We start from the raw sequence: 25294 nt of genomic DNA on the forward strand, positions 1-25294 counted from the left end.
GGATTTTTGGGAAATAATTCTCTATAAGGGATTAAATTTACGTTAAGTTATGAACAGTAACTCATTGAAAATCTATACAGTAGAAGAAGCCACCCGAAAACTGGAATATTACTGTAGCTATCAGGAACGCTGCCATATGGAAGTAGTGGAGAAACTCAAATCCATGAAGATGATCCCTCAGGTTATTGACACTATTGTGGTCCACCTGATCGAAAATAATTTTCTTAATGAAGAACGTTTTGCGCAAAGTTTTGCCCGAGGCAAGCACAACATCAAAAAATGGGGTAAAATCCGGATCTCCAACGAGTTGAAATTCCGCAACATCAGCAAATACAATATCGAAAACGCCCTAAAACAAATTACGGCAGCAGAATACAATGCCAACTTCCACGAGCTGGCCGAAAAACATTGGGACAGCATCACCGAAAGAAGCCTGCCCAAAAAGAAAAAAAAGTTCTGTGATTTTTTACTGCGAAAAGGCTACGAAAGCAACCTTGTTTTTGAGAAACTGAACGACCTGGAAAGCCTATAGCCACTTTTTCTCTCTTTCCGTAGCGTCAAGAATATCTATACCTAAAGCAAATGAAATGTGTTTTGCCACTTCAAATGCATCATTCCTGTCTTTGGTTTTATAAAACGTAATATGCCTGCTGGTATTATAAAACAGATTCAATATAATCACAGCATTTGTAACCGCCGCGGTTGCTGCAACACCATTGACACGTTCTGTTTCACTGGTTCTGAAGACAGAAACATATTCAAAATCAGGAATCGGCTTCCAATTCCCTACTTTAACTCCTAAAAATGATTTTACCGTACGATAGGTCTTATCAGTAAGATTGATTTCTGCTCCTTCCGAAACAAACATATAAAGTCCCAGGCATGTCATAATAATTGAACTAATATTCCCCATCAAAAGCCCAAAAATACCGAGTATAAGAAAAATGCAACCAACACCTATTCTACTGACTGATAACTCTTTTGTATAAGTAATAATAGTCATTAATCTACTGATTTTAATTATTTAGACAGCAACACACTCACCGCATTTCCGCCAAAACCTACCGCATTTACCAACACTTTCCGGATCGGTCTGCTCTGAATTTCTTCTTTTGCAAAAGGTACGCCGATAAACTGCTGGTACTGCATCATCAGGATAGCCAGTTCCACGCTCAGGATTCCGGAAGAACCGAAAGTATGTCCAATTTTCCACTTATTCGTGGTCAATAAAGGCAATTGCTTTCCGAATACTTTCTGAATCGCATTCCATTCCGACAAATCCCCTTTGATGGTTCCCGGTGCGTGCATTACGATGGCATCGACTTCACTTAAGGGTAAATCACCAATGGCCATTTTCATCGACTTCTGAAAACAATCCGCTTCCGTGGAAATCGAAATGCCGTGTTCCAAAATATCCGTAGCATAACCAATGCCTTCAATATAGGCCAAAGCTTTTTCCGAGTTTCCATTTTCAAGGCAAATCACACCGGCACCTTCTCCCAAAACCATAGTGTTGCGGGTTTTTTCCATATCAAAAGCACGACACGGAAACTCGCTGGCATCATTGGAATAAATTTTCAAAGCCTGCATCTGTGCCACGGTAAACGGTGTTAAAGAGGCCTCACTTCCGCCTACCAAAAACTTGTCGGCCATACCGGAACGCAGCCACGCCACGCCATTCAGTAAGGCATGTAACGCCGTCGAACAGGTAATCGAATGAGAAATTTCCGGACCGGTCGCTTTCAAATCGTGTGCCACCCAGGAAGAAATATTTCCCATAGTGGTGGTCGGAGAAGCCAAAGTCCCTGTTTTTCCGGTAGTGATGAATTCCTGATGGTAGTTTTCAAAAAGCTCGGTAGCCCCACGGGAAGAACCAATATTGATACCAAAGACATCGTTTTCGTTCCAACCGGCTTGCGCAACAGCGGCTCGGGAAGCCAACATCGCATACAAAACCGAACTGTCAAGATTTTTGTATTTGTTATCCGATTGTCGCAACCCCTGCACCTGCTCCAGCAATTGTTCAGGCAAAGCGGCAACCGGTACCGTTTGACCGCCAATTTTCTTTTCTGCAATTAGCGTAGTAAGTTTCAGGTATTCCTCCCAAATCAATTCAGGCTGATTTCCTAAAGGTGAAAAAGACGATAGGGCGGTGATGGCAATCGGTTTCAAATGAAAAATTTTTACAAAGTTAGCATTCTAGCAATGCTTCTTCTATAGTTTGATAGATTTTTTCAAGTTGAGCATCAGAAATCACATAAGGCGGTAACACATAGACGATATTCCCCACCGGTCGCAACACGATTCCTTTCGCTATAAAGAAATTGTACAGTTTGTTGCGGAAGCTGCCGTAATAACTATTCGCGCCTTCCGTTTTAAATTCAAAAGCCAGGATTACGCCCAACACTCTTACAGTCGCCACGCGCAGGTGTGTCTGAAGTTTTTTCTCAAAGGCGAGATGCCTGGTATTTATTCTGCGGATATTGTCCTGCATTTCCACAGTAGTCAACAGTTCCATACTTGCCAAAGCCGCAGCACAACCGGTTGGATTGGCGGTAAATGTATGTCCGTGAAACAAAGCTTTGTTCACATCGTCGTCATAAAAACCATCAAAAAGTTCTTGAGTAAAAGACGTAATCGCCATTGGAATGGTTCCTCCGGTAAGTGCTTTGGACAAACACATCATGTCGGGTTGCTGCGTCAGGTAATCGCAAGCAAAATTTTTTCCGGTTTTTCCGAAACCTGTCATCACTTCGTCGGCTATGGTAAAAACATTGTGCTCTTTGCAAAGTGTCATCAGCCTGTCCAGTTCCGAAGCCTCATACACAACCATTCCCGCTGCCCCCTGCACCAAAGGCTCAAAGATGAATCCGGCAAATTCGTCAGTCTTCAGTAAAACTTCTAAAGCATCATAACTAGCTTTTTCATTACCCGGAGTCGGTACTGGAATACGGACGACTTCCAAGAGTGATCCTTTAAACGCTTCGGTAAAAAAGGAAATCCCGCTTGCCGCCATCGCTGCAAACGTATCGCCGTGAAAGGCATTTTCAAAGGCAATGATTTTGGTGCGTTTTTCGCCTTGGTTGTAAAAATACTGCAAGGCTACTTTAAGGGCAATTTCCACCGCGGTAGAACCATTATCGGAATAAAACAGCTTCTTTTGATTGGACGGCAGCAACTGCATCAGCTTTTCTGCTACCAAAACAGCGGGTTCGTGCGTAAAACCACCAAACAAAACGTGTTCTAAGGTAGTGAGCTGTTTGTAAATCGCATCGGCTATATAGCGGTTAGAATGCCCGTAAGGATTCACCCACCAGGAAGCAATCGCATCGATATACTCCTTGCCGTTTTCATCCCAAAGCAAGGCGCCTTCGCCTTTGAAAATGGCTATATGAGGCGCAGCGGTTTTATGCTGTGTGTACGGATGCCAGTTGTGTTGTAGGTCGCGTTCGGAAAGGTTCATCTGAATAATGAATTATAAATTTTGAATGATGAATTATAAATTACCCCAACTCATGTAGTATACCCTTAAACTTATCCGCATAATAACGGATCACGTTTGCGTCGAAATACGGCTCGTTCTCTATTCTTCCCAGCATTTTCAGACCGGTTTTTTTCAGAATGATGTTTTCCGATGCAGGATTTTCATCTCCGTTGAAGATAATCCCTGCAATATCGAGTTTTCGGTTTTGAAGGGCTTCCGCGGTCAACAAAGTATGATTGATGCTTCCCAGATAATGACGGGAGATGATTACGACCTTATAATCCGACTGAATCAGATCGATCACACAATCGGTTTCGTTCAGCGGCACTAAAACACCGCCGGCACCTTCTATTACCAAATCGTTTTTGGTTTTTGGCTCTTTAATCTTTTTCAAATCAATGCTGACACCGTCCAATTCCGCGGCTAAATGGGGACTCGCCGGTGTTTGAAAGGCATAGGCATTTTCAAAAACCTTCGTTTTGCTATTGGAAAGGTATTTTTTGATTTTATGCGAATCGGAATTTTCGAGGTCTCCGGCCTGTATTGGTTTCCAGTAATCGGCCTGTAATGCTTCTGTGATGATGGCGGAGGCGATGGTTTTGCCCACATCGGTTCCAATTCCGGTAATGAAGAGTTTCATGAATTAAAATTCGTTTTTACATTGATTACACTGGTACTTGTACTTGGTATAAAAAGGCAATAAGAACAACAAAAAAGAGAACACAAACGACAGAAACGATTTCACATTTCGTATCGTGGTAAGCATTTGAATTTCTTCCGAACCGCATTTCGCACAACGCAGTGCTTTCCCCTGATCATCAACAGAATACTTTCCTATGGCCAACAGTATTTGTTCTGCTTTTTCAAAATCTTCTGATTTTACAAAAAGTTTTACGCCTCCAATGGCATTGCTCATTAAAGGATCCGTATCTACAGTATAGTTATCAAACATGAAAACCTCTATTTCTTCTGACTCCAGCTTCCCTTTGTATATTAAGGCTTCGGAAGTATATTGAAAGGCGGCGATTTTCTTCAGTGTTTCTTTTCCCATGATAAATTAAAATACAAACTTACTTTGTTATTCCCGAATTTCAATTGAAATCAATAAAAAACCCATCGTAAAGATGGGCTATTCTTACTCTTCTTTTAACTGGTCGATGACCTTTCGGATCGCTTTGGCATATTTTCTGTAGAAATAATTTACCCACCATACCGTGAGACAGGCAATGCTGGCTGCCATGATTACAAAACCCGCAGACGATTTCCTGAAACAGATCCTCCTGATCGTCGCGATTGTCCATGTACATCCTGGAAACCTTATACAGGATTCCTTTATGGGATTCAAGTCGGGTTAAAAATTCTTTTTCTCTGGATTCCAAAACGCGGGTTACTGCATTACGGGTTGTACGGTATAACCGGCTTTTCTCAAGAGTTGAATAACGCCTTGTTCGCCGCCCAGATGCGCAGCGCCCACAGCTATGAAAACACTTTCTTTTTTCAATAATTCGGGCATTTTGGCCACCCAGTTGGCATTACGGTTGTCCAACAACCATTTCTTCCCTTCAGCATCCATATATTTGGGTTCGATGGTCATCTCGTAAATTTTTTGAATGTCTTCGGAATTGTACAACAACACGAGTTGTTTGAAATATTCACTATCGTAATGTATCAACTGTTCAACCATTGCCTTTGAAGAAAAGGCTTTGTTGAAAAAATCCAGCTGCTCGCTCATCTTCTCCAATCCTACGATATCCATTTTTCTTGCCGATGCCATACTCATAAATTCCACCTCATACATTTTTGGCGGGCAGTTCAGTGATTGCAGCATTACAATGCTCATGATGGTTACCAAAGTGTGGTTTTCAAATTCTTTGGCCCCTTTTCCTAATTTCTCTTTTAAAAAGGCATCCAGTTTTTGGTAGTCTTCCTTGCTCAGTCTTTTGCTTAACGGTTCCTTGCTCAAGGCCGATTCCTGCATGATCGTTAATTCCGCCATGTCGTCCAGGTCTACTTCCATGGCTACCTTGCTGCTTTTGCGGAATGCCGTTTTGGTTTTTTCTGTCATTTTAAAATCGCTTTCGCACATCAGGTGTACAGTGCCATACAAATACGAAGATTTTTGCAGGCCGTTCCCGGAGATTTCCCAAAGCAATGACGTTTCCGGTTTCGGTGCCTGCGCAGTAGCCGCTGTTCCGAAAAAGGTGGTAACTGCTAAAAGGGCGGTTTGAATAAATGTTTTCATATTGATTAGATTGATGATTGCATGAGGACTGAAATATTCCGTTACTTTTCGGTTTGTTCTCTTTTTTTGGAGGCGACCCCTACCACCAAAAGACAAATCATAATGGCTAAAAGTGCTCTTCGGGGCCGGTCGAAAACAAATTCGCTTACCAATGAAAAAGCAATTCCCATGAAAGTCATGAAAATCAACAGGGAATTAGCCGGTGTTGTTTTTTTGGGATTGGTCGTTTTCATAACATTCTTATTTTGGGTTTACAACTCGTAAGTAACCAAAAGTGCAAAACGTTACAAAAATTTTTACATTATTCTATAAAAGGTCATAAATACAGGTCAAAACGGCAGAAATTTCCGCTTTGGAATTGTAGCGGTGCAAACAAAAACGCAAACGCTCCTGTCCTTGCGGTACGGTAGGTGACAAAATAGCCTTTACATCGAAACCTTTGTGCTGGAGTTGTTGAGCCATGGCTTTCACTTTTTCATTTCCGGGCACAATGGCCGAATGGATGGCCGATTTGCTGTACACAAACATCGGTTGCAGCCCCAAACGGTTTTTCTCCTGATTGAAATGGACGATATTTTCTTTCAGTGCTGTTATTTTTTGTGGCGCCAATGCCTGATAAGCCGTAAGAATTGCAGCCACCGAATGCGGGGAAAGCCCCGTGGTATAAATAAAACTTCGGGCGAAATTCACCAGATAATCTTTCAATTTGGCACTGCCCAAAATAGCAGCACCGTGACAACCCAAGCCTTTTCCGAAGGTCATAATGCGCGCGAAAACCTTATCGTGCAAGTGCATGCTTTGCACCAATCCTTCCCCGTTTTCCCCAAAAACCCCTAAGGCATGGGCTTCGTCAAGTACCAGATAGGCATGATGCTTTTCCGTTAGGGCGATCAGTTCTTCAAGGTTTGGACAATCCCCATCCATGGAATATACGGATTCGGCTACCACATAGATATTAGCCGCATCACTTTGAAACTTGTTCAGTTTGTCGTTCAGTTCTTCAAAATCGTTATGTCCGAACTTATACGCTTTAGCATGCGACAACTGAATTCCGTCGCGTATGGAGGCGTGAATAAGTTCGTCGTATAAAATAACATCGCCCCGCTGCGGAACGGCGCTGAAAAAGCCCACATTGGCATCATAGCCGGAATTAAAAATCAGAGCCGATTCCGCCTGATGGAAACCAGCGATAAAGGTTTCCGCTTCCTGGTACAGCACATGATTACCGGAGAGCAGTCGAGAACCGGTAGCCCCGTTGCTTTTTATATTCCGGTCGAGCAACAGCTGATGGGTTGCCTCAAATAGTTCCGAATCGTGTGCAAAACCCAAATAATCGTTCGAAGAAAAATCGATCAAACCAGTGGCTTCCGGCAATTTTCGCAGGGAATTGCTTTGGATACGCTGCTCGAGTTTTTCGTTTAAGGTCTTCGGAAATGGTTTCATAACTCAAAGATAATCATCTTTTGGTTTTTTTGTGCTGCTAAAACAACACATCAAGAACTTACTGTTACAGAACTTTGCATACCGCTTCGAAAAATGCAGACATCATTCAAAATTGACGGTATTAAAAAAGGCCGCTTTAATAAAACGGCCTTTTTGAACTACTCTTTGATTACTTTTAAGGTTTGGTTTTTCTCTTGCCCTATTTGGATAAAATAAACACCTTTAACCAGTTGACTGACACCTACAGTAGTTTCTGAACCGTTTAGTTTTCCATTTAAAACCTGTCTCCCAAACTGATCGAAAACACGGTAGTTCGTCTTGTTGCTAATCTGTTTTGTCTGGATTCGGATAACATCCGATGCCGGATTCGGATACACCACAACATCATTTGCCAAATTAAAATCATCGGTTCCAAGATTTGACGGATACGTATAAGTAACTCTTTGTGAATTCTCCCAGGCATTGCTCACATCGTTCCAGATTTGGGAAATTTGCTGGTTTAAACTTCCGTTTAGATTGTTTGCGAAATTAATTTGAGAAGAATTCTTCCAAATACTGGCAGAAACATCCCAACTCTCAAACAAGTATCCTATAAGATAATTATTTCCGTCGTAGCTGTTGGTCTGTTTTGCTAAATTCTGCCATGTGTTATTACTCCAATTTTCCGTAACTCTTGTCGAAATATTGTTAGCGCCGTCATAGCTAAAAGTTATTTTTTGAGAATCAACCCAAATTGTCGTTGCTTCTTCCCAATTTTGAACAACATAGTAGTTAATCATCCCGTTGGGAAGATTGGTGTAATTGTATTTAAAGAAATTTTTCCATGAATTTGTGGCAGTATCCCAAGTTTGAAACAAATACGTAATCAGATAATTGTTTGCATCGTAGGTTTGCGCTATTCGCGTGGAATTTTGCCAGTTATTGTTCGTCCAATTCTCCGATACAATTTCAAGAATCGCATCTGCCGAATTGTAAGTATAAGCCGCTCTTGTAGCATCCGTCCAAACTGAATTGGTATTGTCCCAATTTTGAGAAACATAATGATTTATGGTTCCGTTGGGATTATTGGTATGATTGTATTGGACAAAATTCTTCCAGGCTGCGGAGGGCACATCCCAAAGTTGATACTGGTAATTTATCATGTAATTATTCGCATCGTAAGCATAAGTGGTTTTTCCATTATTTTGCCAAGCATCATTGGTCCAACTCTCAATAAGTTGTGTTTGGGGGTTTTGCCCGAATGAATGCAATCCGAACAGCAAACAGGCCAACAATTGTATTCCCGCGTTGATTTTACTTTGTACTCCTAACACTTTGTGTACTTTTCTTTTCATGTATCTAATTTGTTAATATTTCGATGGTTTCTAAACCCCTAATCCCAAAAACGCTGTATCGATCAGGCTACAGTTGCTTGGCGTTAAAAAATTCAGGCGCAAAATTAGTGCATAAATTCTTATTTATTTTGAAACCTGAAATTAATTTATAAGAAATTAAACACGAAAAGTCATAACGAAAACCACTTCCACCTATAAGTTGTTTATTTTAAACACTTTAAATCACATAACCATTATTTCTCTTGAGAAGTCAAACTGTTTTTTACTGTTTTTCAACTTTTTTTTATCGTTTATCGATAATTTTAATACATTTGCTGCAACCAATACAATTTAAATCATGAGAAAATTAAATTTATTAAAAACCATTGTTGATTATATCTGGATTATGTCAATCCTATTTTACCCTGTAGCCATTGTTGTGGCCATCATGATGGTTATTGACAAGGAAAGCATTGACATTCCTGTTAAAATTGCAGGCAGCGAATTTCTAATCAATTCTGTTGGCGGGAAAATTGCCTTTTTACTGGGCATTGTCAATTTCGGGTTATTGCTTTATGCTTTATTCCACTTTAAAAAATTACTGGCCAATTTTAAAAAACTTCAGATTTTTGAAACGGAAAGTTATTTATTACTCAAAAAAACAGGCCAATTGGTTATCTGTTCCTCGCTACTGCATCTGGCAGCCGAAACTATAGGCAGAGTCTCCGAAAATACCGTTGCCATTGAATTTGGCTTTGGACCTTTTCTTTATCTGTTATCCATCGGGCTCTTTTTTGTAGTACTCTCGGAAGTATTCAAAATCGGAAAACGCATCAAAGAAGAAAACGAGTTAACCGTGTAAACCATGCCTATTATCGTAAATCTTGACGTAATGCTGGCCAAACGCAAAATGCGTTCTAACGAACTGGCGGAACTGATCGGTATTACCAATACGAATCTGTCCATATTAAAAACCGGAAAAGCGAAAGCTATCCGGTTTTCGACTTTGGAAGCCATTTGTGAGATTTTGGAATGTCAGCCGGGTGATATTATGGAGTACCTTCCGGAAGAAAAGTGATTATTTCGACAGGTGCTCCAAAAACTTCTGGCTTTTCTTAAGGTTCTTTTTATACTTGTCAAAATCCCAATTGAAATATTCATCTTTTATGGGCTTCAGTTTCAGTTCTTTTGATCGGATAGCATCGAGTTGCTCCACATCCTGTATGGGCAGGAAGAAAATCTCATCGCCCTTGGACAGTTGTCCTTGTTGGGTACCGTATTTCTGGGACAATCCTTTTTTAACCAATAACAAATCTTCAAAAATGGCCAAATCTTCCCCTGAAAGTTTATTTTTGGCGAAGGCGTCCCGGAATACTGGCAGGTACTTTTCCATAGCTTTCACATCGGAACGCAATATCCTTTTGTAAAGTGTCTGACTGGCTTTTTTACCGATTTCGGCTTCCCCCAGAAATCCGTGGGCATCTAAAATCTTTTTGGCTGTCTGAACACTGCTACTGTCTTTATGCAATTCCATAACCCAAAAATTTCGGGCTTCTTTGGAGGCTGCCCCGGATTGCATCACTACTTGCAAAAACTTTATGGAGCCCATTTTTAATGCCATGTCGACCGTATTGATTTCTTTGATCACTTCGGCATATTTGGTATCCTGCGCCTGGGAAAAGCATGTTCCTAAGGCAAAAATCAAGGTGAGTATTTTTTTCATTTTCTAATTAATTAATGCTGTAAAAATAAAAAAAGCCCTACAATTTGTCGGGCTTTTTAGATTCTTTTTTAAAAAATCAGCTTTCTGGTCAGTAACGTTCCGTTTTCAAGCTTTACTTTTACTAACAGTGTCTGATTGGAAGGAGGTATACTCGAAATAACGGCTTCGTTTTTACTCTCACCTTTCCCTGCATATAAAATCCTTCCCAAAACATCATAAACCGTTATTTCCGTTATTATTTCAGCTGCTTTCAGATGGATTCCGGATTCGTTTCCAAAAACGGCAAAGCTGTTGGCGGCATTGAAATCCTGACTGTCCAGCAATTCACTTTTATAAATTAATTCAAAACGGTTGTTGAAGGTTCCTTGCTGTGCAACGAAAACATACGGTGATTGTTTTAGGTTATGCTCCGCATTATTGAGCTTGTCCCTTACAATAACATTCTGATTGGCAAACAAGCCGTCAACCGCAAATAACGAAATATTATAAGTGCCCGCAGCAGGTAGCTGAACGCCCAACGGCACTACATGCGTATCGGAAAAAGGAAGTCCGAATGCTTGTATGGCGAGCGGATCATCATTGGCAAAAGTGTAAATCCTCTGTGTATTGGCCTCTACCTTAGTGTAAGTATCAAACAACCAATCTTTTTGATTTGTCGCGCCTTCAACATACCCGATCAAAGTACGGTCAGCACTTTGGCTGCTGTTTACCAAATCCAACCATATCCTGTTTTTCTGAATACCGGATTCCGTTCTGTAAAACTGACTATTGTTGTTTGCCTTACTTCTCAATTCGTTTTTGAAGACAACATTGCCCGTTGCCGCCGGGCCATCATGCATGGTGACAAAGAAACCTTGTCCGCCGGCAATAAATCCGTTAAAACCGGTTGGTCCGCTAAGGGTTCCGGTTCCATTGTACACTATGAAATCATTTGTGGAGTAGTTCGAAACATAACTTCCGTAAAAAGGATTTGACGTTCCGCCTGAAGGCAGTGTATTGTGGGTCCAGATCCTTACGGTACCTTCAATTGCGCCACTGTTCAGATTCAGAAATGATAAAGCGTCAATAGCGGAAGGATACGGATTTCCTATCAGGTTCAGGTTATCATCAAATTTTGTGATATTCACACCATTATTTCCAACAAAATTGGCTGTACGGTTTCCTCTTGAAATTGGCACTGAAATCACACCGTTATTAGGCACCCCATTATTAAATATGGCTGTGAAATTCTGAACACTGGAATTATTAAAAGTACTTGGCCCTCGCACTATATAGCCTTTTCCGGATGACATTAGCTGCCCGGATGCATTTAACCAATATCCGGAACCGCCGTTGGGATTGACATAAGTCGGGTCCCATTTAAAAATGTATTGTGAAGGCGTTAACGTTGAAATATTGTTGGTTACAAAACCGGAAACCGGTGAAGACCAATACACATAATCCTGTTGACGGATAGAAGCGATTCTTTCATAGGTAATATTTCCCGTATTAATTGCCGCATTATTTTCCTGAACCAATGACCCATTGTTTTTTACTTTTAAAGTACCGTTAACCGTCACTTCATTTTCGACCAATACGTAATTTGAATCGTTTATGTTTAACTCAAAACCATTATTAACCACTATTTTACAGCACTCTATATTTCCGGAGACAGCAGTGCTGTAGTTTCCGTTGATAACCGCAATTTTATCTGTATTTGGAATACCGTTGCTCCAAGCACTGCCATTCCATACGGTAGCTTCTGAACATTTTGAAACTATCAATATATCATCAATGGCCAGATCTGAATCACTCGCAAAACCGGTGATGCCCCTAATTCTGATTTTTATGGTTTGCCCCACAAACGCATTCAGGTCGATACTGGCTTTGTACCACTGATTTCCTTTGTCCCCGTAAAATGGCGTAATGTAATCTTCCTTCCAAACTCCGTTTGAGAAAAGGTCTACATGTAAGCTTCCCATGGATTCGCCATACATATGATAGGCAAATTCAAAGTTGTAATCCTGATCCAAAAAAATGCATTGACTTTCTAAAATGGCCGTGTTTGCACGACAGCTTGACGCTTCAAGATAGGCATATTTACCGGTTGCCGTACCAGGGTTATAATCGACATCAGGCCCTGTATTTACGGTTGGGGTTCCACCTACATCAATTCGCCAATCAATATCGTCTTTCGTGCCGTTTGTTAAATTAGACCATAGTCCCGAAATAGCACAAACGTCAGCACCGCAATTCGATGCCGTGCTGCAGGCGGTTTGCGTTTCAAAATTTTGATTAAAACTTGAAGCAATCGTTCCTGCGCTTATTTGAATGTTGGCTATTTTTGAAACTACACTTGATCCAAAGGCATTAGTAGCCGTAAGCTGAATGGTGTAAGAACCTGATGCATTAAACAGTACTTGTGGGTTTTGTGAAGTTGCCGTTGTACTGTTCGCAAAACTAAATGTAGCAGGAGTAATCGACCATAACCATGAGGTTGGTGTGTTATTCGAATTATCGGTTAACGGAAAAACAGCATCGGTACAACCACTGGTGTTTTTTATATCAAAACAGGCTATCGGGGCAACACTTCCCGGGTCTTTCAAATCACTAACCCAAAGTCCTTGCCCATAGGTGGCCGCATACAATTTACTATTGCATTCGGTTGTATTGTAATGTATTTCAAGTTCCGTAATTTCCAGATTAGACAATCCGGTCGAGTAACTAATCCAGTTGCTCATAGTTGAATCCCTGTAGTAAACCCCAACATCCATACCCACATACATCGCGCTTATAGGACTGGACTTGTCAATAGCTATAGTATTCAACGAGATTGCGGGCAACGTTCCTGAAAAGTCAGCCCAACTGGTACCTCCATTGGTAGTTTTATATATTTTATTTCCTATGGCAACGTATACTATATTTGGATTTGTCGGGTCAATTTCAATATCTTTTGGTGTACTTGTAACTGGCAAACTGGCTGTTAAATCAGTCCATGTTGGACTTGCGGCTAAAGCATCTGAAGATTTGTAAAATCTATTTGTTCCGTTTCGGGATACATAGACAACGTTGCTGTTAGAGGGTGCAATAGCCAAATCCACAACGGTTGAAGTCCCTGCAAAGGCAGAAATCTGTGTCCAAACATTCGTTGCTCTAACATCGGTATTCCGCCAAATATTAACGAATCCGGCAAGCATCGTGTTGCTGTTATTTGGGTCTAATTTATAGGGCGTTACCCAAGGGCCGCCTTCCGTAATTGAACCTGCAATACCTGAAAAAGATGCTCCTCCATTTGTTGATCTTGAGATACTCCCATTGTATGCCTCGGCATATATATAGTTGTCATTGGTAGGGTCAATGGCACATTCCATTCCGTCGCCACCTCTTACGGTAACAAAATTTGAGCCTCTGCCCATTGCCGATCCGTTATCCTGATAACCATTAATTACTAAATCAAATTTTTGCTGTGAAACCCCTATTTTATAGATTTGGGCAATTCCCAAACCACTACTAATCTCATTCCATTTTACACCGCCATCTGTGGTATAATACAACCCACCGTCGTTACCGTTGTATACTGCATTGGTGTGTGGAGAAAACTCTAACACATGTTGATCGGCATGAACACCATCAATACCTCCACTAGAGGAAACCCAATAAGAAACACAACTCATTGTAACACCGCCATCGAGCGACTTCCACAGATTTACACCTCCGGTATAAATTATATTTGCGTTAGTAGGATCGGCCGCAATTGCTAAATCATACCAAGCCTGACTGGCCGTATCACTCCCATTGGTGGCATAGCCTAAGATATTGGGCCCAGTCGTTTGCGTAGCGAAATTTGCACCACTGTCAATAGACTTATAAATACCGACTAATCCTGAACCCCCACCGGCTAAAAGATATACCCAGTTGGGCTGATTTGGCGATACTGCTAAAGCAATCCTGTCTGTTCCTGCTGGTACCCCACTGGTTACTTCTGCCCAATTCGCTCCTCCGTTTGTTGATTTGAAAAATTTTGTCCCGGAAGCATAAACAATACTCGAATTCGTGGGATGAAAAGCAATGTCTTTCGGATTGACCGTTAAACCTGCCGAAGCCAGCCAGTTTGCTCCCCCATCCGTTGAACGATATACTATGTTGTTGGATCCGGCCGCAAGCAAAATATTGGGATCAACAGGACTCATAATAATTTCATTGATGGTCCTGTTACCCATTCCGGTGTTTCGCGGTGACCAGGTTTGTCCGCCGTCGGTACTTCTCCACACACCATATCCGGGCGAATCCCCGGCATCCCTATCGCCGGTACCAACGTAAATAATGTCGGGATTAGTTGGATGCACAACAATGCTGGATACGCCAAGCCTTGTTAATCCGATGGAGTATTCTGTCCAGGTATACCCGTTATCAGTGGATTTCCACAATCCTCCTGCAGGCGCCCCGACAAATAGTGTATTAGGTTGGGTTGGGTGAAATGCAATACTGGCCACACGCCCATTACCGGTCATTTGACCTGTGTTATTAGAAGGACTGTAAACAGGGCCGACAATTTTCCAGTTTCCTGTTCCGGTAGCGTATCTGTTAGTACTGTTCTGATCTAAATATTTTTGATATTCTTTTAGAACACTGCCGTCTTCCGGGAAATTCCCATTAACATCGACCCTCTGGGACCAGTAGTACTCCCATCTTTTAAATTGTTTTATACCTAATCCTTTAGGTAAATTTTTAGCATCCTGTATACCACGTTCCTGGTAATACTTATTGAAATCTGAAACGATTTCATTAAAGTTACTGGTTTTATCGAACATCAGCTGTTTCCACTGATTCTGGGCAGAAACAATGGTGGTGGAGAACAGCAACAGTGCAATCTTAAAAAACTTCATTTCAATACTTTTTGGGTTGACCCAAAAATATAAAAAAACATTTTCTATATCACTCATTTCAAGATATTTAATGCTAATTTTAATTGCATTTCGTCCCAACTTTCCAAAAACAGCCCTGATAACAAAGGCATCCTTTTACTATAAAAAAGTAAAAAATAAAGCGGATAGCCGAAGGATCCCTAACAAACAAAAAAAGCCTGACATATTTTGTCAGGCTTTTCTTTTATTTATTAACTGTCTTAGTCGGCTAAAACAATTATCTTATTGTCATTCATTTCGATAGTTCCCGAAGTGATAGGCAACCAATAGGTCTGTTCATTAACTTTGTCGAATTTTTCTACAAATTCTTTGGCAATTTTAATGTTCGAACCAACGATTTTTATGTTACCTTTTCCCAACAACGACACGATAGGCGCGTGGTTGTTCAACATCTGGAACTCACCATTTATTCCCGGAACCGCTACCGAAGTAACTTCTCCTTTGAATAATGTGGCTTCTGGTGATACAATTTCTACAATCATCTTTTTAAATTTTGAATTTTAAATTTCGAATTTTAAATTAATTTATAACTCAACATTCAACATTTAAAATATGTGATTATGCTTCTGCTAACATTTTCTGTCCAGCTTCGATCACATCTTCGATGGTACCTTTCAAGTTGAACGCCGCCTCAGGTAAGTGGTCTAACTCACCGTCGATGATCATGTTAAATCCTTTGATAGTATCTTTGATATCAACCAATACTCCAGGGATACCTGTAAACTGCTCGGCAACGTGGAACGGCTGAGACAAGAAACGTTGTACACGACGTGCTCTTGATACCGAAAGTTTATCTTCTTCAGACAACTCTTCCATACCCAAAATCGCGATGATATCCTGTAATTGTTTGTATTTCTGTAGAATCTCTTTTACTCTTTGTGCAGTAGCGTAGTGCTCTTTTCCTAAAATTTCCGGAGTAAGGATACGAGAAGTAGAATCCAGTGGATCTACCGCAGGGTAAATACCTAACTCAGCAATTTTACGGGACAATACCGTTGTAGCATCTAAGTGCGCGAACGTTGTAGCAGGCGCCGGATCCGTTAAGTCATCCGCAGGTACGTAAACCGCCTGTACAGAAGTAATGGAACCTTTTTTAGTTGATGTAATACGCTCCTGCATCACACCCATCTCAGTTGCTAATGTCGGTTGGTAACCTACCGCAGATGGCATACGTCCTAATAACGCAGACACCTCAGAACCCGCCTGTGTAAAACGGAAGATGTTGTCTACGAAGAAAAGTACGTCTTTCCCCTGACCTTCACCAGCTCCATCACGGAAATACTCAGCGATAGAAAGACCTGATAAAGCTACACGAGCACGAGCACCAGGTGGCTCATTCATCTGACCGAATACGAAAGTAGCTTTAGACTCTCTCATTCCCGGTTTGTCAACTTTGGATAAATCCCATCCTCCGTTTTCCATAGAATGCATGAAATCATCACCATACTTGATAATTCCAGACTCTAACATCTCACGAAGTAAGTCATTCCCCTCACGTGTTCTCTCTCCTACTCCTGCGAATACGGAAAGACCACCGTGACCTTTTGCAATATTGTTGATCAACTCCTGGATCAATACCGTTTTACCTACTCCGGCACCACCGAACAATCCAATTTTACCTCCTTTTGCGTAAGGCTCGATCAAATCGATTACTTTGATACCTGTAAATAAAACTTCTGTTGAAGTTGATAAATCTTCGAATTTTGGAGCCGATCTGTGGATTGGTAATCCGTTCTCACCATCTTTTGGCAAATCTCCAAGACCGTCAATAGCATCACCAATTACGTTGAAAAGACGTCCGTAAATATCTTTACCAATCGGCATCTGAATCGGATTTCCTGTTGAAAGCACTTCAGTACCTCTACTTAGCCCATCTGTCGAATCCATTGAGATAGTACGAACTGTGTCCTCACCAATGTGAGACTGTACCTCAAGTACTAATTTTGAACCATCTTTTTTAGTAATTTCCAATGAATCGTAGATTTTTGGAAGCTCGGCGTTTTGTGTGTTGAAAACCACGTCAACAACAGGTCCGATAATTTGTGCAACTTTACCTGTAACTTTAGACATTGCTTATGTATTTATTAAACAGCTATTTACGTTTTATGAAAAAACCTCTTTTTTCAGAGCGCAAAGATAGTTTTTTATCGCGTAATAATCCAACTTAATTTTTGAATTTTTTGCAATAAAAAAGCGGACTGTAAAAATCCGCTTTCAATATTATTCCACAGTAACCGATTTTGCTAGGTTTCTAGGCTGATCGACGTTACATTCGCGCATCACGGCAATGTGATACGACAGCAATTGTAACGGAATTGTCGTTAATAACGGCGTTAATGCTTCGGCTGTATCCGGGATTTCGATGATGTGGTCGGCTAATTCTTTCACCTGCACATCGCCTTTGGTTACCACCGCAATGATTTTTCCGCTTCGGGCTTTGATTTCCTGTATGTTACTTACTACTTTATCGTAATGGTTTTGCTTTGGTGCAATTACCACTACCGGCATCTGCTCATCGATAAGCGCGATGGGCCCGTGCTTCATTTCTGCAGCCGGATACCCTTCCGCGTGGATATAGGAGATCTCTTTTAATTTAAGAGCCCCTTCCAAAGCCACCGGGAAATTATATCCTCTACCTAAATAAAGGCAATTCGGCGCATCTTTGTAAATAGAAGCAATAGTTTTTGCTACATCATTGGTCTGTAATGCCTCTTCCACTTTTTCAGGAATCAGTTCCAGTTCCAACAAATAACGCTGGTAGTCCGTATGGCTCATCGTTCCTTTAGCCTTAGCCAAACGAAGGGAGATAAGCGTTAAAATAGTAATCTGAGTTGTAAACGCTTTTGTGGACGCCACCCCGATTTCCGGACCGGCATGCGTATAAGCTCCTGCGTGAGTCTCACGTGAAATAGACGAACCTACCACATTACACACTCCAAACACGAAAGCTCCTTTTTCTTTTGCCAATTTGATGGCCGCCAAAGTATCCGCAGTTTCTCCCGATTGTGAAATCGCGATCACCACATCATTCGGGTAAATGATCGGGTTTCGGTAACGGAACTCCGAAGCGTATTCCACCTCTACCGGGATTCTGGCAAATTCTTCAAAAATATATTCCGCAACCAAACCGGCATGCCACGAAGTTCCGCAGGCCACGATTAAGATTCGGTTCGCGTTGGTGAATTTTTCAATATTATCTTCCACACCTGCCATCTGGATGATGCCTTTGTTGGCAAGCAAACGACCGCGGTATGTATCTTTAATTACGTTCGGTTGTTCGTAGATTTCTTTTAACATGAAATGATCGTAACCACCTTTTTCAATCTGCTCCAGGTTCATCTGAAGTTGCTGAATGTAAGGATCCACCAAAGAATCGTCTTTGATTTTACGGACTTTCATCGGTTTCCCTAAACGGATGATTGCCATTTCTTCGTCTTCCAGATAAATCGCATTATTGGTGTATTCAATAAAAGGCGAAGCATCCGAAGCCACAAAATATTCGTCTTCCCCAATTCCGATCGCCAACGGGCTTCCCAAACGGGCCACTACGATTTCATCGGGTTTTTTGGTGTCCATTACGGCAATAGCATATGCGCCAACCACTTGGTTTAAAGCCACTTGCACTGCCTTTCCTAATTTAAGGTTCTCTTTTTTCTGAACCTCTTCGATCAGGTTGATCAACACTTCTGTATCGGTATCCGATTTAAAGGAATATCCTCTGTTAATCAACTCTTTTTTCAAAGGCTCGTAATTTTCGATGATTCCGTTGTGGATAATCACCAACTCGCCGGAATTGGAATAATGCGGATGCGAATTCACATCGTTCGGCACCCCATGAGTAGCCCAACGCGTGTGCCCCATACCCATGGTCCCGGTCAGCGAGATTTCTTTTTCGGCTCTTGCCTCTAAATCGGAAACTTTTCCTTTGGTTTTAGCCAGTTTGAAAGCGCCGTTTTCACACAGCACCACACCGGCACTGTCGTACCCACGGTACTCCAATCGTTTCAACCCTTTGATGATCACAGGATAGGCTTGTCTGTGACCGATATATCCAACAATTCCACACATAATTAATCGGGTTTTGTATAATAAATCTCTAATTTAAGTCTTTTTTCCGGATCTTCACTGTTTTGGTTGTGTAAAACCGTTCCTAAAGGACTCACCACAGAAGACGTAGGCAACATCTTAACCTGCGGGGTACCCACCGGGCTTTTCAGGTACACATTAGTAGCATTCCCAATGTTCTCGGTAACCGCAAGACGAAGCCTGAAGTTCGTGGAATCTTTCTTGATACAGGCTTTAAGGTATTCGGTAATTCTGAATTTATATTTTACCCCTTTTTTGGCAGCATCTTTTTCAAGAATCCCTCCGTAAAAATACTTGTTGAATTTAGACCCTAAAGGACTTATGGTAGGATCCAGCGCGTAATCCGCAATCGGTTTGTTGTTCTTGGAATCGTACAAATAAATTCTTTTTGGCTCAAAAGGTCTTGGGTTTTCTGTATCAGGATTTACTTCATCTATTCCCATAACGCTCTGGTCTACATAAAACACAAGGTTCGCTTCGTTGATCAGCCAGCCTTGGGATTTAATGTACTCTAATTCATCCGGGGTTCCGTCATTATCGGCATCCGGTCCGAACAGATCAATATACGCAAACGATCCTTCACCCGAACCTGTTGTCCCTTTACCACCACCGGTTAACAGCAGTCTGTTAGGCCCTACGCTCATGTTGTAATTGTTATCGTAGAAATTCGCGGTATTTCCTTTAAGATTAAGCTTCACGCTGCTTCTTTTGGTTGTGGTAACCGGAGGAGTTCCGGAAGTTGCCTCATAACTGTATTCTATCTGGATATATCCTTTTGAGAAATCAAGCATGGCCATAGCCCCTTTATCATCCGCATTGGCTTCCGCCTTAAAGTACAATCCTCTGAAATATTCTTTAAATACGTTGTTGTTCAGCAAATCGGCATCCGGAGCTTTCAATATTCGGTTCTTAATGAATTCTTTATTCAGGTTGATCCACATCCCGGGCGCAAATCTGTCTTTGATGACTTTTTTCTCCGGATCTGTGGTAACCACATTCGAGGCATCCAAAAACTGTCCTGCCTGGTTGGTTTTATAAATGATCTTCTCCGACTTATCAAAGAAAAACTCATCGTTCTCCGACACCGGTCCGTCGTTAAGCGGCGATCCGTTTACAACCGACTGCCCGGAATCGTCAAACCCTCTTTTATAAGGTTCAATCTTAAGATCCTTTTCGTTGGAATAGTGCTTCAGGATACCGTCAGCCTCACCCGGATCATTGTTCCCCATGTAATAGCCGTTCTCGTATACTTTCAATTTAAATTTCGTCTCTCTGCCATACACAGAATCCAACACATACTTGCGTCGGATATTGTCATCTTCCATACCGTCGGCATGGTTGAAATACGGAATGTATACCCAAGCCGAATCCACCTGAGGATTATCCCCGAAGTCCGGAGCAGCCCCGATAAGTTCCACTTGTGTTACAAAATGAGAGGTGGTTTTACCAAAAACAGGATTGTTGTAAACCCCAAAAGAGTTTACCGGTAAATTATTGGTCTGAACCGCACCGGTCAATTCCGAACCCGTCTGCAAACCATAGAAGGTGTGCTTATTCAAATCGAAATAATCTTCCCCTACAATATCAGAACCAATCGTGTTGAAATCTTTGTCACAGGAAATAAAAGAAACCGTCAATGCCAACAAGGACAATTTCCCAATCAATGATATTTTACCCATATCTGTTTTTAAATTATAAAACGCTTTTTCTGTAGAATTCGGTATACGCTTCCGCGAACTTATCTTTAGCCACGAAAGGTAAAAAAGGTTTACCCGAACTTTCTATAAATTTTGTTAAACTTGGCGAAACCTCTTCAGAGGCCACAATCACCGCATCGGAGTGGGCAATCGAAGCTTTCATAATGTTCTCGAAATCCGGCACCGCTAAATCTTTTACGGATGCTTCCGGCACATTGTCGAACATCACTTTGTTCATCATCGTGGTATCTAAAGTACCGTCAAAAGACTGGCTGTAAACAGAAGTAACGATTTTGGTATCGGCGAAAAGCACTTCGTTTTTATAGAAATGTTTCATGTATACCGGCAACATTGCGGCCATCCAACCGTGTACGTGGATAATATCCGGCACCCAGTTTAATTTTTTTACGGTTTCCACCACACCTTTCGCAAAGAAAATCGCTCGCTCGTCATTATCGGGATACAACACCCCTTCTTCGTCCGTAAAAGTGGCTTTGCGTTTGAAATATTCATCGTTGTCGATAAAATATACCTGAATACGCTCCTTAGGAATGGAAGCTACTTTAATAATCAGAGGCATGTCCATATCGTTCACCACCAAATTCATCCCGGACAATCGAATCACCTCATGCAGCTGATGTCTGCGCTCGTTAATATTTCCGTATCGCGGCATAAAAATTCGTATCTGTCCACCCTGATCGTTGATCATTTTCGGCACGTCATACGACATTAAAGAAACCTCATTTTCAGCTAAGTACGGCACTACTTCAGATGATACATACAATATCCTCTTATCTTCCATTTGCAATTTTTATTTTAGTAATAGGTACAAAAAACATGCAAAATTACAAAAATTTATGCAGTTGTTTAACAAAATAGTAATTTTGCTATCCAATTTAAATCAGAAGAAAATGTTCATCTTCACCAAAAAGTCCGATTTAAAGGCACATTTGGCACAAATACGAAGACCGAAAACCAAAATCGGATTTGTTCCTACCATGGGCGCTTTGCATCAGGGCCATCTTTCTTTGATGAAAGAATCAAACAAAAACAACGGCATCACCGTAGTGAGTATTTTCGTGAACCCGACGCAGTTCAACAACGCGGAAGATCTGGAAAAATACCCGAGAACCCTCGAGAGCGATGTGGCAAAAATCGAAACCCTTTCCAAAGACATTATAGTGTATGCCCCAACCGTAGATGATATTTACGAAGGCAAAACCCAATCCGTAGCTTTCGATTACGACGGACTGGAATTCCAGATGGAAGGCGCACACCGACCTGGCCATTTTGATGGCGTGGGTACCATCGTGAAAAAACTTTTCGAAATTGTGGAACCTACCAATGCCTATTTCGGCGAAAAAGACTTTCAGCAGCTGCAGATCGTAAAAAAAATGGTGGAGAAACACAAAATGGCGGTCATCATCCACGGCTGCCCCATCCACCGGGAACCCAACGGACTGGCCATGAGCTCCCGAAACGAAAGGCTTTCCGAAACAGCCCGAAAAGAATCTGCCTTAATTTACAAGACGTTAAAAAACGCTAAAACCAAATTTGAAAAACAATCCGCTCAGGAGGTGATTGCGTTTGTGGAAAACGAATTCAAAAAACATCCGGATTTCCAGCTGGAATACTTCGAAATTGCGGATGAAGCCACCTTGCTTCCCTGCAAAAGAAAGAGCAAATCGAAGAAATACCGCGGTTTTATTGCTGTTTTCATAAACAACGTACGATTAATTGACAATATTTCATTAAATTGATATAACTTTGCATCATGTTGATTCAAGTTGTAAAATCCAAGATTCACCGCGTGAAGGTGACTGGAGCCGATTTAAACTACATCGGTAGTATTACCATAGACGAAGCTTTAATGGAAGCTTCCAATATTTACGAAGGCGAAAAAGTGTCCATTGTAAACCTGAATAACGGGGAACGTCTGGAAACTTACGCGATTACAGGGCCGCGAAACAGTGGCGAAATCACCCTGAACGGACCGGCAGCCAGAAAAGTGCACAAAGGCGATATCATTATCATCATTGCCTACGGAACACTTACCTGTGAAGAAGCCAAGGCTTTCAAACCTTCGATTATCTTCCCGAACGAAGAAGACAATTCACTGAAATAGTTTTGAACGAAAAGCTAAAAAAAATACTGAGCATAGGACTCCCACTTTCATTGGGAGTCTTTTTAGTTTTGTATTCGTATTACAGCTACACTCCGGAACAACTCGAGAAAATAAAAGGGCATTTCAAAAATGCCAATTATACCTACATCTTTATTTCTTCGTTGTTTTCCATCGTAAGTCTTGCGGCCCGAGGGTATCGCTGGCGCTACAGCCTGGAACACATGGGCTATTTGTCCAGTTTCAAAATCAATTTCGCCGCGGTTAACATCGGATACGTCATGAATTATACGATTCCGCGTTCAGGGGAAATTGCCCGTGCCTTAGTACTGAAGAAGACCTACGACATTCCCTTCGACAAAGCTATCGGAACCATTATTGCCGAACGGGTGATCGATTTGTTCATTCTTATCAGTTTCATCCTGACCGCCTTTTTCCTTCAGTTTGATCAGTTGCAGGCCTTTATAAGCGAAAAAATTCCATTTCAGAAATTAGTCTATTTAGCGATTTTTGCGTGCTTCGCCCTTATAACCGGTTTACTGCTTTTCATTTATTCCAAATGGAAACCCATACTCTTTATTAAAGAGAAAATTGCAGGCTTGGCAGAAGGGCTTATGAGCACCTTTAAAATGCCCAACCGCATTCCTTTTTTGGCGTTAACGGCCGTGATCTGGATCTCTTACGTCCTTACTTTTTATTCCGCCATTTTCGCACTTCCGGAAACCAGCGGCATTGGTTTTGGCACCATCGTAACCGCATTTGTTGTGGGAAGTTTGGCCGTTACATTCACCAATGGTGGTTTTGGGGCTTTTCCTTTATTGATCTCAGAAATCCTGGTCCTGTATAACATCCCTGAAGAAGCCGGAACTGCTTTCGGATGGATTTTATGGTCCTCACAAACCGCTTTGGTATTTCTCTTAGGCGTACTTTCCTTTTTACTTTTACCGATACTGCAACGCAAAAAATAATTTACTATATTGCTGTTCTATTTTCAACAGCTAACTAAAGTAAATTATATGAAGACGAAATTACTGTTATTGTTCGCATTCTTAACCAGTTCAATGTTTGCACAGCGTTTCGACGAACCGTTCGAATCCCAGAAATTAAACGGTCCGCGTAACGTTACCATTGTACTTCCTCCTTCTTACGAAACCAATAAAGAAAAGAAATACCCGATTTTTGTGGTCTTGGACAACGAATACCTCTTGGATCCGGTGATGGGCGTGATGAAATACGGCGCCTATTGGGACGACCTTCCGGAAGTGATTCTTGTCGGAATCAACCAAAATGCGGCTAACGAGCGTGAATACGATTCCCAGTTCGACGAAAACGGCTTACCGACCGAGCAAGGGGCAAAATTTTTCGAATTCCTGGGTATTGAACTTTTACCGTATCTTGAGAAGAAATTCCGCGTGGCACCTTACCGTTTGATTGTTGGGCACGACTTGACCGCAGGTTTTCTGAACGCTTACTTATACAAAGACAACCCTGTGTTTAACGCCTATTTGTGCTTAAGTCCGGACTTACCGGCTGAGATGGAAACCCGTATCCCGGAGCGTTTGAAAATCATGCAGAAACCGATTTTCTTCTACCTGGCCACGGCAGACGGCGACCTGAAAAAAGACCGCGAGCGCATCAAAGTACTGGACGAAGGTGCTAAAATCGTAAAAACCGATTTCGTAAAATACAGCTTCGACGACTTCAAAAACTCTTCGCATTATTCCCTGGTTCCGAACGCTATCAACAGTGCTATTTACGCAATTTTCGACGGCTACCAACCCATTTCCATGAACGAATTCCAGGAAAAACTGGGCAAACTGGACAAAGGCCATACCCAATATCTTGTAGACAAATACACGGCTATTGAAAAGAAATTAGGCTTTATGCCGAAAATCCGTCTGAGTGATTTCAAAGCTATAGAAGCGGCGATCATGAAAAACAAAAACTACGAAGATTTCAAACCTTTATCGGATTTAGCCAAGAAACATTATCCGAAATCGATGTTGGCCAACTATCATTTAGCGATGATGTATGACAATACCGGAGAACCTTCCAAAGCACAAAAAGCCTTTATGGCAGCCTTCAACCAAGAGGCAATCCGCGACCTGACCAAAGACATGATGTTAGAACGTGCCGATGCCATCAAAGGACAACTGAAAAAAGGAAAAGACAACCGTAAAAAAGCAGAAGAAGAACTTCAGGAGCAACCTGCGGAAACGCCAACCGATGCACCGGCAGAAACCCCTGCAGAAACGCCAAAAGAAGAACCAAAACAGTAAA

23 protein-coding genes and 1 pseudogene are annotated in these 25294 nt (G+C 41.6%); 7 read left to right on the forward strand and 17 right to left on the reverse strand.

Annotation, left to right across the window (positions count from 1 at the left end; translation table 11 throughout):
* Positions 1-49: 49 nt before the first annotated feature.
* On the forward strand, positions 50-532 hold the full coding sequence (locus ACWPKD_RS14220; protein WP_455413358.1) for a regulatory protein RecX: 483 nt from the start codon (positions 50-52) through the stop codon (positions 530-532).
* On the opposite strand, the gene ACWPKD_RS14225 is transcribed toward ACWPKD_RS14220, so the two are convergent.
* The 10 genes and pseudogenes from ACWPKD_RS14225 to ACWPKD_RS14270 all read right to left on the reverse strand — a co-directional run bounded on the left by ACWPKD_RS14225 (position 527) and on the right by ACWPKD_RS14270 (position 8503).
* Complete coding sequence (locus ACWPKD_RS14225) at positions 527-1003, reverse strand: hypothetical protein (RefSeq protein ID WP_455413359.1); 477 nt, start codon at positions 1001-1003, stop codon at positions 527-529. The genes ACWPKD_RS14220 and ACWPKD_RS14225 overlap by 6 nt on opposite strands.
* A 17-nt stretch (positions 1004-1020) precedes the next feature.
* Positions 1021-2172, reverse strand: a complete 1152-nt coding sequence (locus ACWPKD_RS14230) for a beta-ketoacyl synthase N-terminal-like domain-containing protein (RefSeq protein WP_455413360.1) — start codon at positions 2170-2172, stop codon at positions 1021-1023.
* Between the two features lie 19 nt (positions 2173-2191).
* Entirely contained in the window at positions 2192-3463 is a 1272-nt protein-coding gene (gene bioA, locus ACWPKD_RS14235; RefSeq protein ID WP_455413361.1) for an adenosylmethionine--8-amino-7-oxononanoate transaminase, read from the reverse strand.
* 40 nt (positions 3464-3503) lie between these two features.
* On the reverse strand, positions 3504-4124 hold the full coding sequence (gene bioD / locus ACWPKD_RS14240) for a dethiobiotin synthase (RefSeq protein WP_455413362.1): 621 nt from the start codon (positions 4122-4124) through the stop codon (positions 3504-3506).
* A gap of 3 nt (positions 4125-4127) precedes the next feature.
* Positions 4128-4535 (reverse strand): DUF2007 domain-containing protein, encoded by a 408-nt coding sequence (locus ACWPKD_RS14245; RefSeq protein WP_455413363.1) that lies wholly within the window; start codon positions 4533-4535, stop codon positions 4128-4130.
* Positions 4536-4740: 205 nt separating this feature from the next.
* A pseudogene (locus ACWPKD_RS14250) lies at positions 4741-4863 on the reverse strand (RNA polymerase subunit sigma-70); the annotation flags it as partial.
* An 8-nt stretch (positions 4864-4871) separates the two neighbouring features.
* On the reverse strand, positions 4872-5726 hold the full coding sequence (locus tag ACWPKD_RS14255; protein ID WP_455413364.1) for a TraB/GumN family protein: 855 nt from the start codon (positions 5724-5726) through the stop codon (positions 4872-4874).
* A gap of 41 nt (positions 5727-5767) precedes the next feature.
* A complete protein-coding gene (locus ACWPKD_RS14260; protein WP_455413365.1) occupies positions 5768-5959 on the reverse strand; it encodes a hypothetical protein in 192 nt (63 codons plus the stop codon).
* Positions 5960-6032: 73 nt separating this feature from the next.
* Positions 6033-7169 (reverse strand): aminotransferase class I/II-fold pyridoxal phosphate-dependent enzyme, encoded by a 1137-nt coding sequence (locus ACWPKD_RS14265; protein ID WP_455413366.1) that lies wholly within the window; start codon positions 7167-7169, stop codon positions 6033-6035.
* Positions 7170-7327: 158 nt separating this feature from the next.
* Positions 7328-8503, reverse strand: a complete 1176-nt coding sequence (locus ACWPKD_RS14270) for a T9SS type A sorting domain-containing protein (protein WP_455413367.1) — start codon at positions 8501-8503, stop codon at positions 7328-7330.
* Positions 8504-8840: 337 nt separating this feature from the next.
* On the opposite strand from ACWPKD_RS14270, the gene ACWPKD_RS14275 reads away from it, so the two are divergent.
* Positions 8841-9344: a DUF2975 domain-containing protein gene (locus tag ACWPKD_RS14275; protein ID WP_455413368.1), complete on the forward strand. Its 504-nt coding sequence runs from the start codon at positions 8841-8843 to the stop codon at positions 9342-9344.
* A gap of 3 nt (positions 9345-9347) precedes the next feature.
* Positions 9348-9560, forward strand: coding sequence for a helix-turn-helix domain-containing protein (locus ACWPKD_RS14280; protein ID WP_455413369.1), 213 nt, complete (start codon positions 9348-9350; stop codon positions 9558-9560).
* Here the strand turns inward: ACWPKD_RS14280 and ACWPKD_RS14285 are convergent, their stop codons facing one another.
* The 7 genes from ACWPKD_RS14285 to ACWPKD_RS14315 form a co-directional block, all read right to left on the reverse strand.
* Positions 9561-10205, reverse strand: a complete 645-nt coding sequence (locus ACWPKD_RS14285) for a DUF6624 domain-containing protein (protein WP_455413370.1) — start codon at positions 10203-10205, stop codon at positions 9561-9563. It lies immediately after the preceding gene.
* A 68-nt stretch (positions 10206-10273) separates the two neighbouring features.
* Positions 10274-15070, reverse strand: coding sequence for a VPS10 domain-containing protein (locus ACWPKD_RS14290; RefSeq protein ID WP_455413371.1), 4797 nt, complete (start codon positions 15068-15070; stop codon positions 10274-10276).
* A 239-nt stretch (positions 15071-15309) separates the two neighbouring features.
* Positions 15310-15591, reverse strand: coding sequence for a F0F1 ATP synthase subunit epsilon (locus ACWPKD_RS14295; protein ID WP_455413372.1), 282 nt, complete (start codon positions 15589-15591; stop codon positions 15310-15312).
* A gap of 76 nt (positions 15592-15667) precedes the next feature.
* Positions 15668-17179: a F0F1 ATP synthase subunit beta gene (gene atpD, locus ACWPKD_RS14300; protein ID WP_455413373.1), complete on the reverse strand. Its 1512-nt coding sequence runs from the start codon at positions 17177-17179 to the stop codon at positions 15668-15670.
* Between the two features lie 150 nt (positions 17180-17329).
* Complete coding sequence (glmS, locus tag ACWPKD_RS14305) at positions 17330-19177, reverse strand: glutamine--fructose-6-phosphate transaminase (isomerizing) (RefSeq protein WP_455413374.1); 1848 nt, start codon at positions 19175-19177, stop codon at positions 17330-17332.
* Between the two features lie 2 nt (positions 19178-19179).
* Positions 19180-20874, reverse strand: coding sequence for a DUF4270 domain-containing protein (locus ACWPKD_RS14310; protein WP_455413375.1), 1695 nt, complete (start codon positions 20872-20874; stop codon positions 19180-19182).
* Positions 20875-20887: 13 nt separating this feature from the next.
* A complete protein-coding gene (locus ACWPKD_RS14315; protein WP_455413376.1) occupies positions 20888-21694 on the reverse strand; it encodes a glycogen/starch synthase in 807 nt (268 codons plus the stop codon).
* Between the two features lie 109 nt (positions 21695-21803).
* On the opposite strand from ACWPKD_RS14315, the gene panC reads away from it, so the two are divergent.
* From panC to ACWPKD_RS14335, 4 genes are read left to right on the forward strand one after another with little or no spacing between them, the layout of a single operon-like run.
* Entirely contained in the window at positions 21804-22652 is an 849-nt protein-coding gene (panC, locus tag ACWPKD_RS14320; protein ID WP_455413458.1) for a pantoate--beta-alanine ligase, read from the forward strand.
* 14 nt (positions 22653-22666) lie between these two features.
* Positions 22667-23017, forward strand: a complete 351-nt coding sequence (gene panD / locus ACWPKD_RS14325; RefSeq protein ID WP_313804708.1) for an aspartate 1-decarboxylase — start codon at positions 22667-22669, stop codon at positions 23015-23017.
* Between the two features lie 50 nt (positions 23018-23067).
* Positions 23068-23982, forward strand: a complete 915-nt coding sequence (locus ACWPKD_RS14330) for a lysylphosphatidylglycerol synthase transmembrane domain-containing protein (protein WP_455413377.1) — start codon at positions 23068-23070, stop codon at positions 23980-23982.
* Positions 23983-24030: 48 nt separating this feature from the next.
* Positions 24031-25293: an alpha/beta hydrolase-fold protein gene (locus ACWPKD_RS14335; protein ID WP_455413378.1), complete on the forward strand. Its 1263-nt coding sequence runs from the start codon at positions 24031-24033 to the stop codon at positions 25291-25293.
* Position 25294 lies beyond the last annotated feature (1 nt).

This window comes from Flavobacterium pedocola (genome assembly GCF_053764385.1).

Bases quoted from the DNA above. Each gene is read 5' to 3' on its own strand.
- ACWPKD_RS14220 (WP_455413358.1), top strand. From the start codon at position 50: ATGAACAGTAACTCATTGAAAATCTATACAGTAGAAGAAGCCACCCGA.
- ACWPKD_RS14225 (WP_455413359.1), bottom strand. From the start codon at position 1,003: ATGACTATTATTACTTATACAAAAGAGTTATCAGTCAGTAGAATAGGT.
- bioA (WP_455413361.1), bottom strand. From the start codon at position 3,463: ATGAACCTTTCCGAACGCGACCTACAACACAACTGGCATCCGTACACA.
- bioD (WP_455413362.1), bottom strand. From the start codon at position 4,124: ATGAAACTCTTCATTACCGGAATTGGAACCGATGTGGGCAAAACCATC.
- ACWPKD_RS14245 (WP_455413363.1), bottom strand. From the start codon at position 4,535: ATGGGAAAAGAAACACTGAAGAAAATCGCCGCCTTTCAATATACTTCC.
- ACWPKD_RS14255 (WP_455413364.1), bottom strand. From the start codon at position 5,726: ATGAAAACATTTATTCAAACCGCCCTTTTAGCAGTTACCACCTTTTTC.
- ACWPKD_RS14260 (WP_455413365.1), bottom strand. From the start codon at position 5,959: ATGAAAACGACCAATCCCAAAAAAACAACACCGGCTAATTCCCTGTTG.
- ACWPKD_RS14265 (WP_455413366.1), bottom strand. From the start codon at position 7,169: ATGAAACCATTTCCGAAGACCTTAAACGAAAAACTCGAGCAGCGTATC.
- ACWPKD_RS14270 (WP_455413367.1), bottom strand. From the start codon at position 8,503: ATGAAAAGAAAAGTACACAAAGTGTTAGGAGTACAAAGTAAAATCAAC.
- ACWPKD_RS14275 (WP_455413368.1), top strand. From the start codon at position 8,841: ATGAGAAAATTAAATTTATTAAAAACCATTGTTGATTATATCTGGATT.
- ACWPKD_RS14280 (WP_455413369.1), top strand. From the start codon at position 9,348: ATGCCTATTATCGTAAATCTTGACGTAATGCTGGCCAAACGCAAAATG.
- ACWPKD_RS14285 (WP_455413370.1), bottom strand. From the start codon at position 10,205: ATGAAAAAAATACTCACCTTGATTTTTGCCTTAGGAACATGCTTTTCC.
- ACWPKD_RS14290 (WP_455413371.1), bottom strand. From the start codon at position 15,070: ATGAAGTTTTTTAAGATTGCACTGTTGCTGTTCTCCACCACCATTGTT.
- ACWPKD_RS14295 (WP_455413372.1), bottom strand. From the start codon at position 15,591: ATGATTGTAGAAATTGTATCACCAGAAGCCACATTATTCAAAGGAGAA.
- atpD (WP_455413373.1), bottom strand. From the start codon at position 17,179: ATGTCTAAAGTTACAGGTAAAGTTGCACAAATTATCGGACCTGTTGTT.
- glmS (WP_455413374.1), bottom strand. From the start codon at position 19,177: ATGTGTGGAATTGTTGGATATATCGGTCACAGACAAGCCTATCCTGTG.
- ACWPKD_RS14310 (WP_455413375.1), bottom strand. From the start codon at position 20,874: ATGGGTAAAATATCATTGATTGGGAAATTGTCCTTGTTGGCATTGACG.
- ACWPKD_RS14315 (WP_455413376.1), bottom strand. From the start codon at position 21,694: ATGGAAGATAAGAGGATATTGTATGTATCATCTGAAGTAGTGCCGTAC.
- panC (WP_455413458.1), top strand. From the start codon at position 21,804: ATGTTCATCTTCACCAAAAAGTCCGATTTAAAGGCACATTTGGCACAA.
- panD (WP_313804708.1), top strand. From the start codon at position 22,667: ATGTTGATTCAAGTTGTAAAATCCAAGATTCACCGCGTGAAGGTGACT.
- ACWPKD_RS14335 (WP_455413378.1), top strand. From the start codon at position 24,031: ATGAAGACGAAATTACTGTTATTGTTCGCATTCTTAACCAGTTCAATG.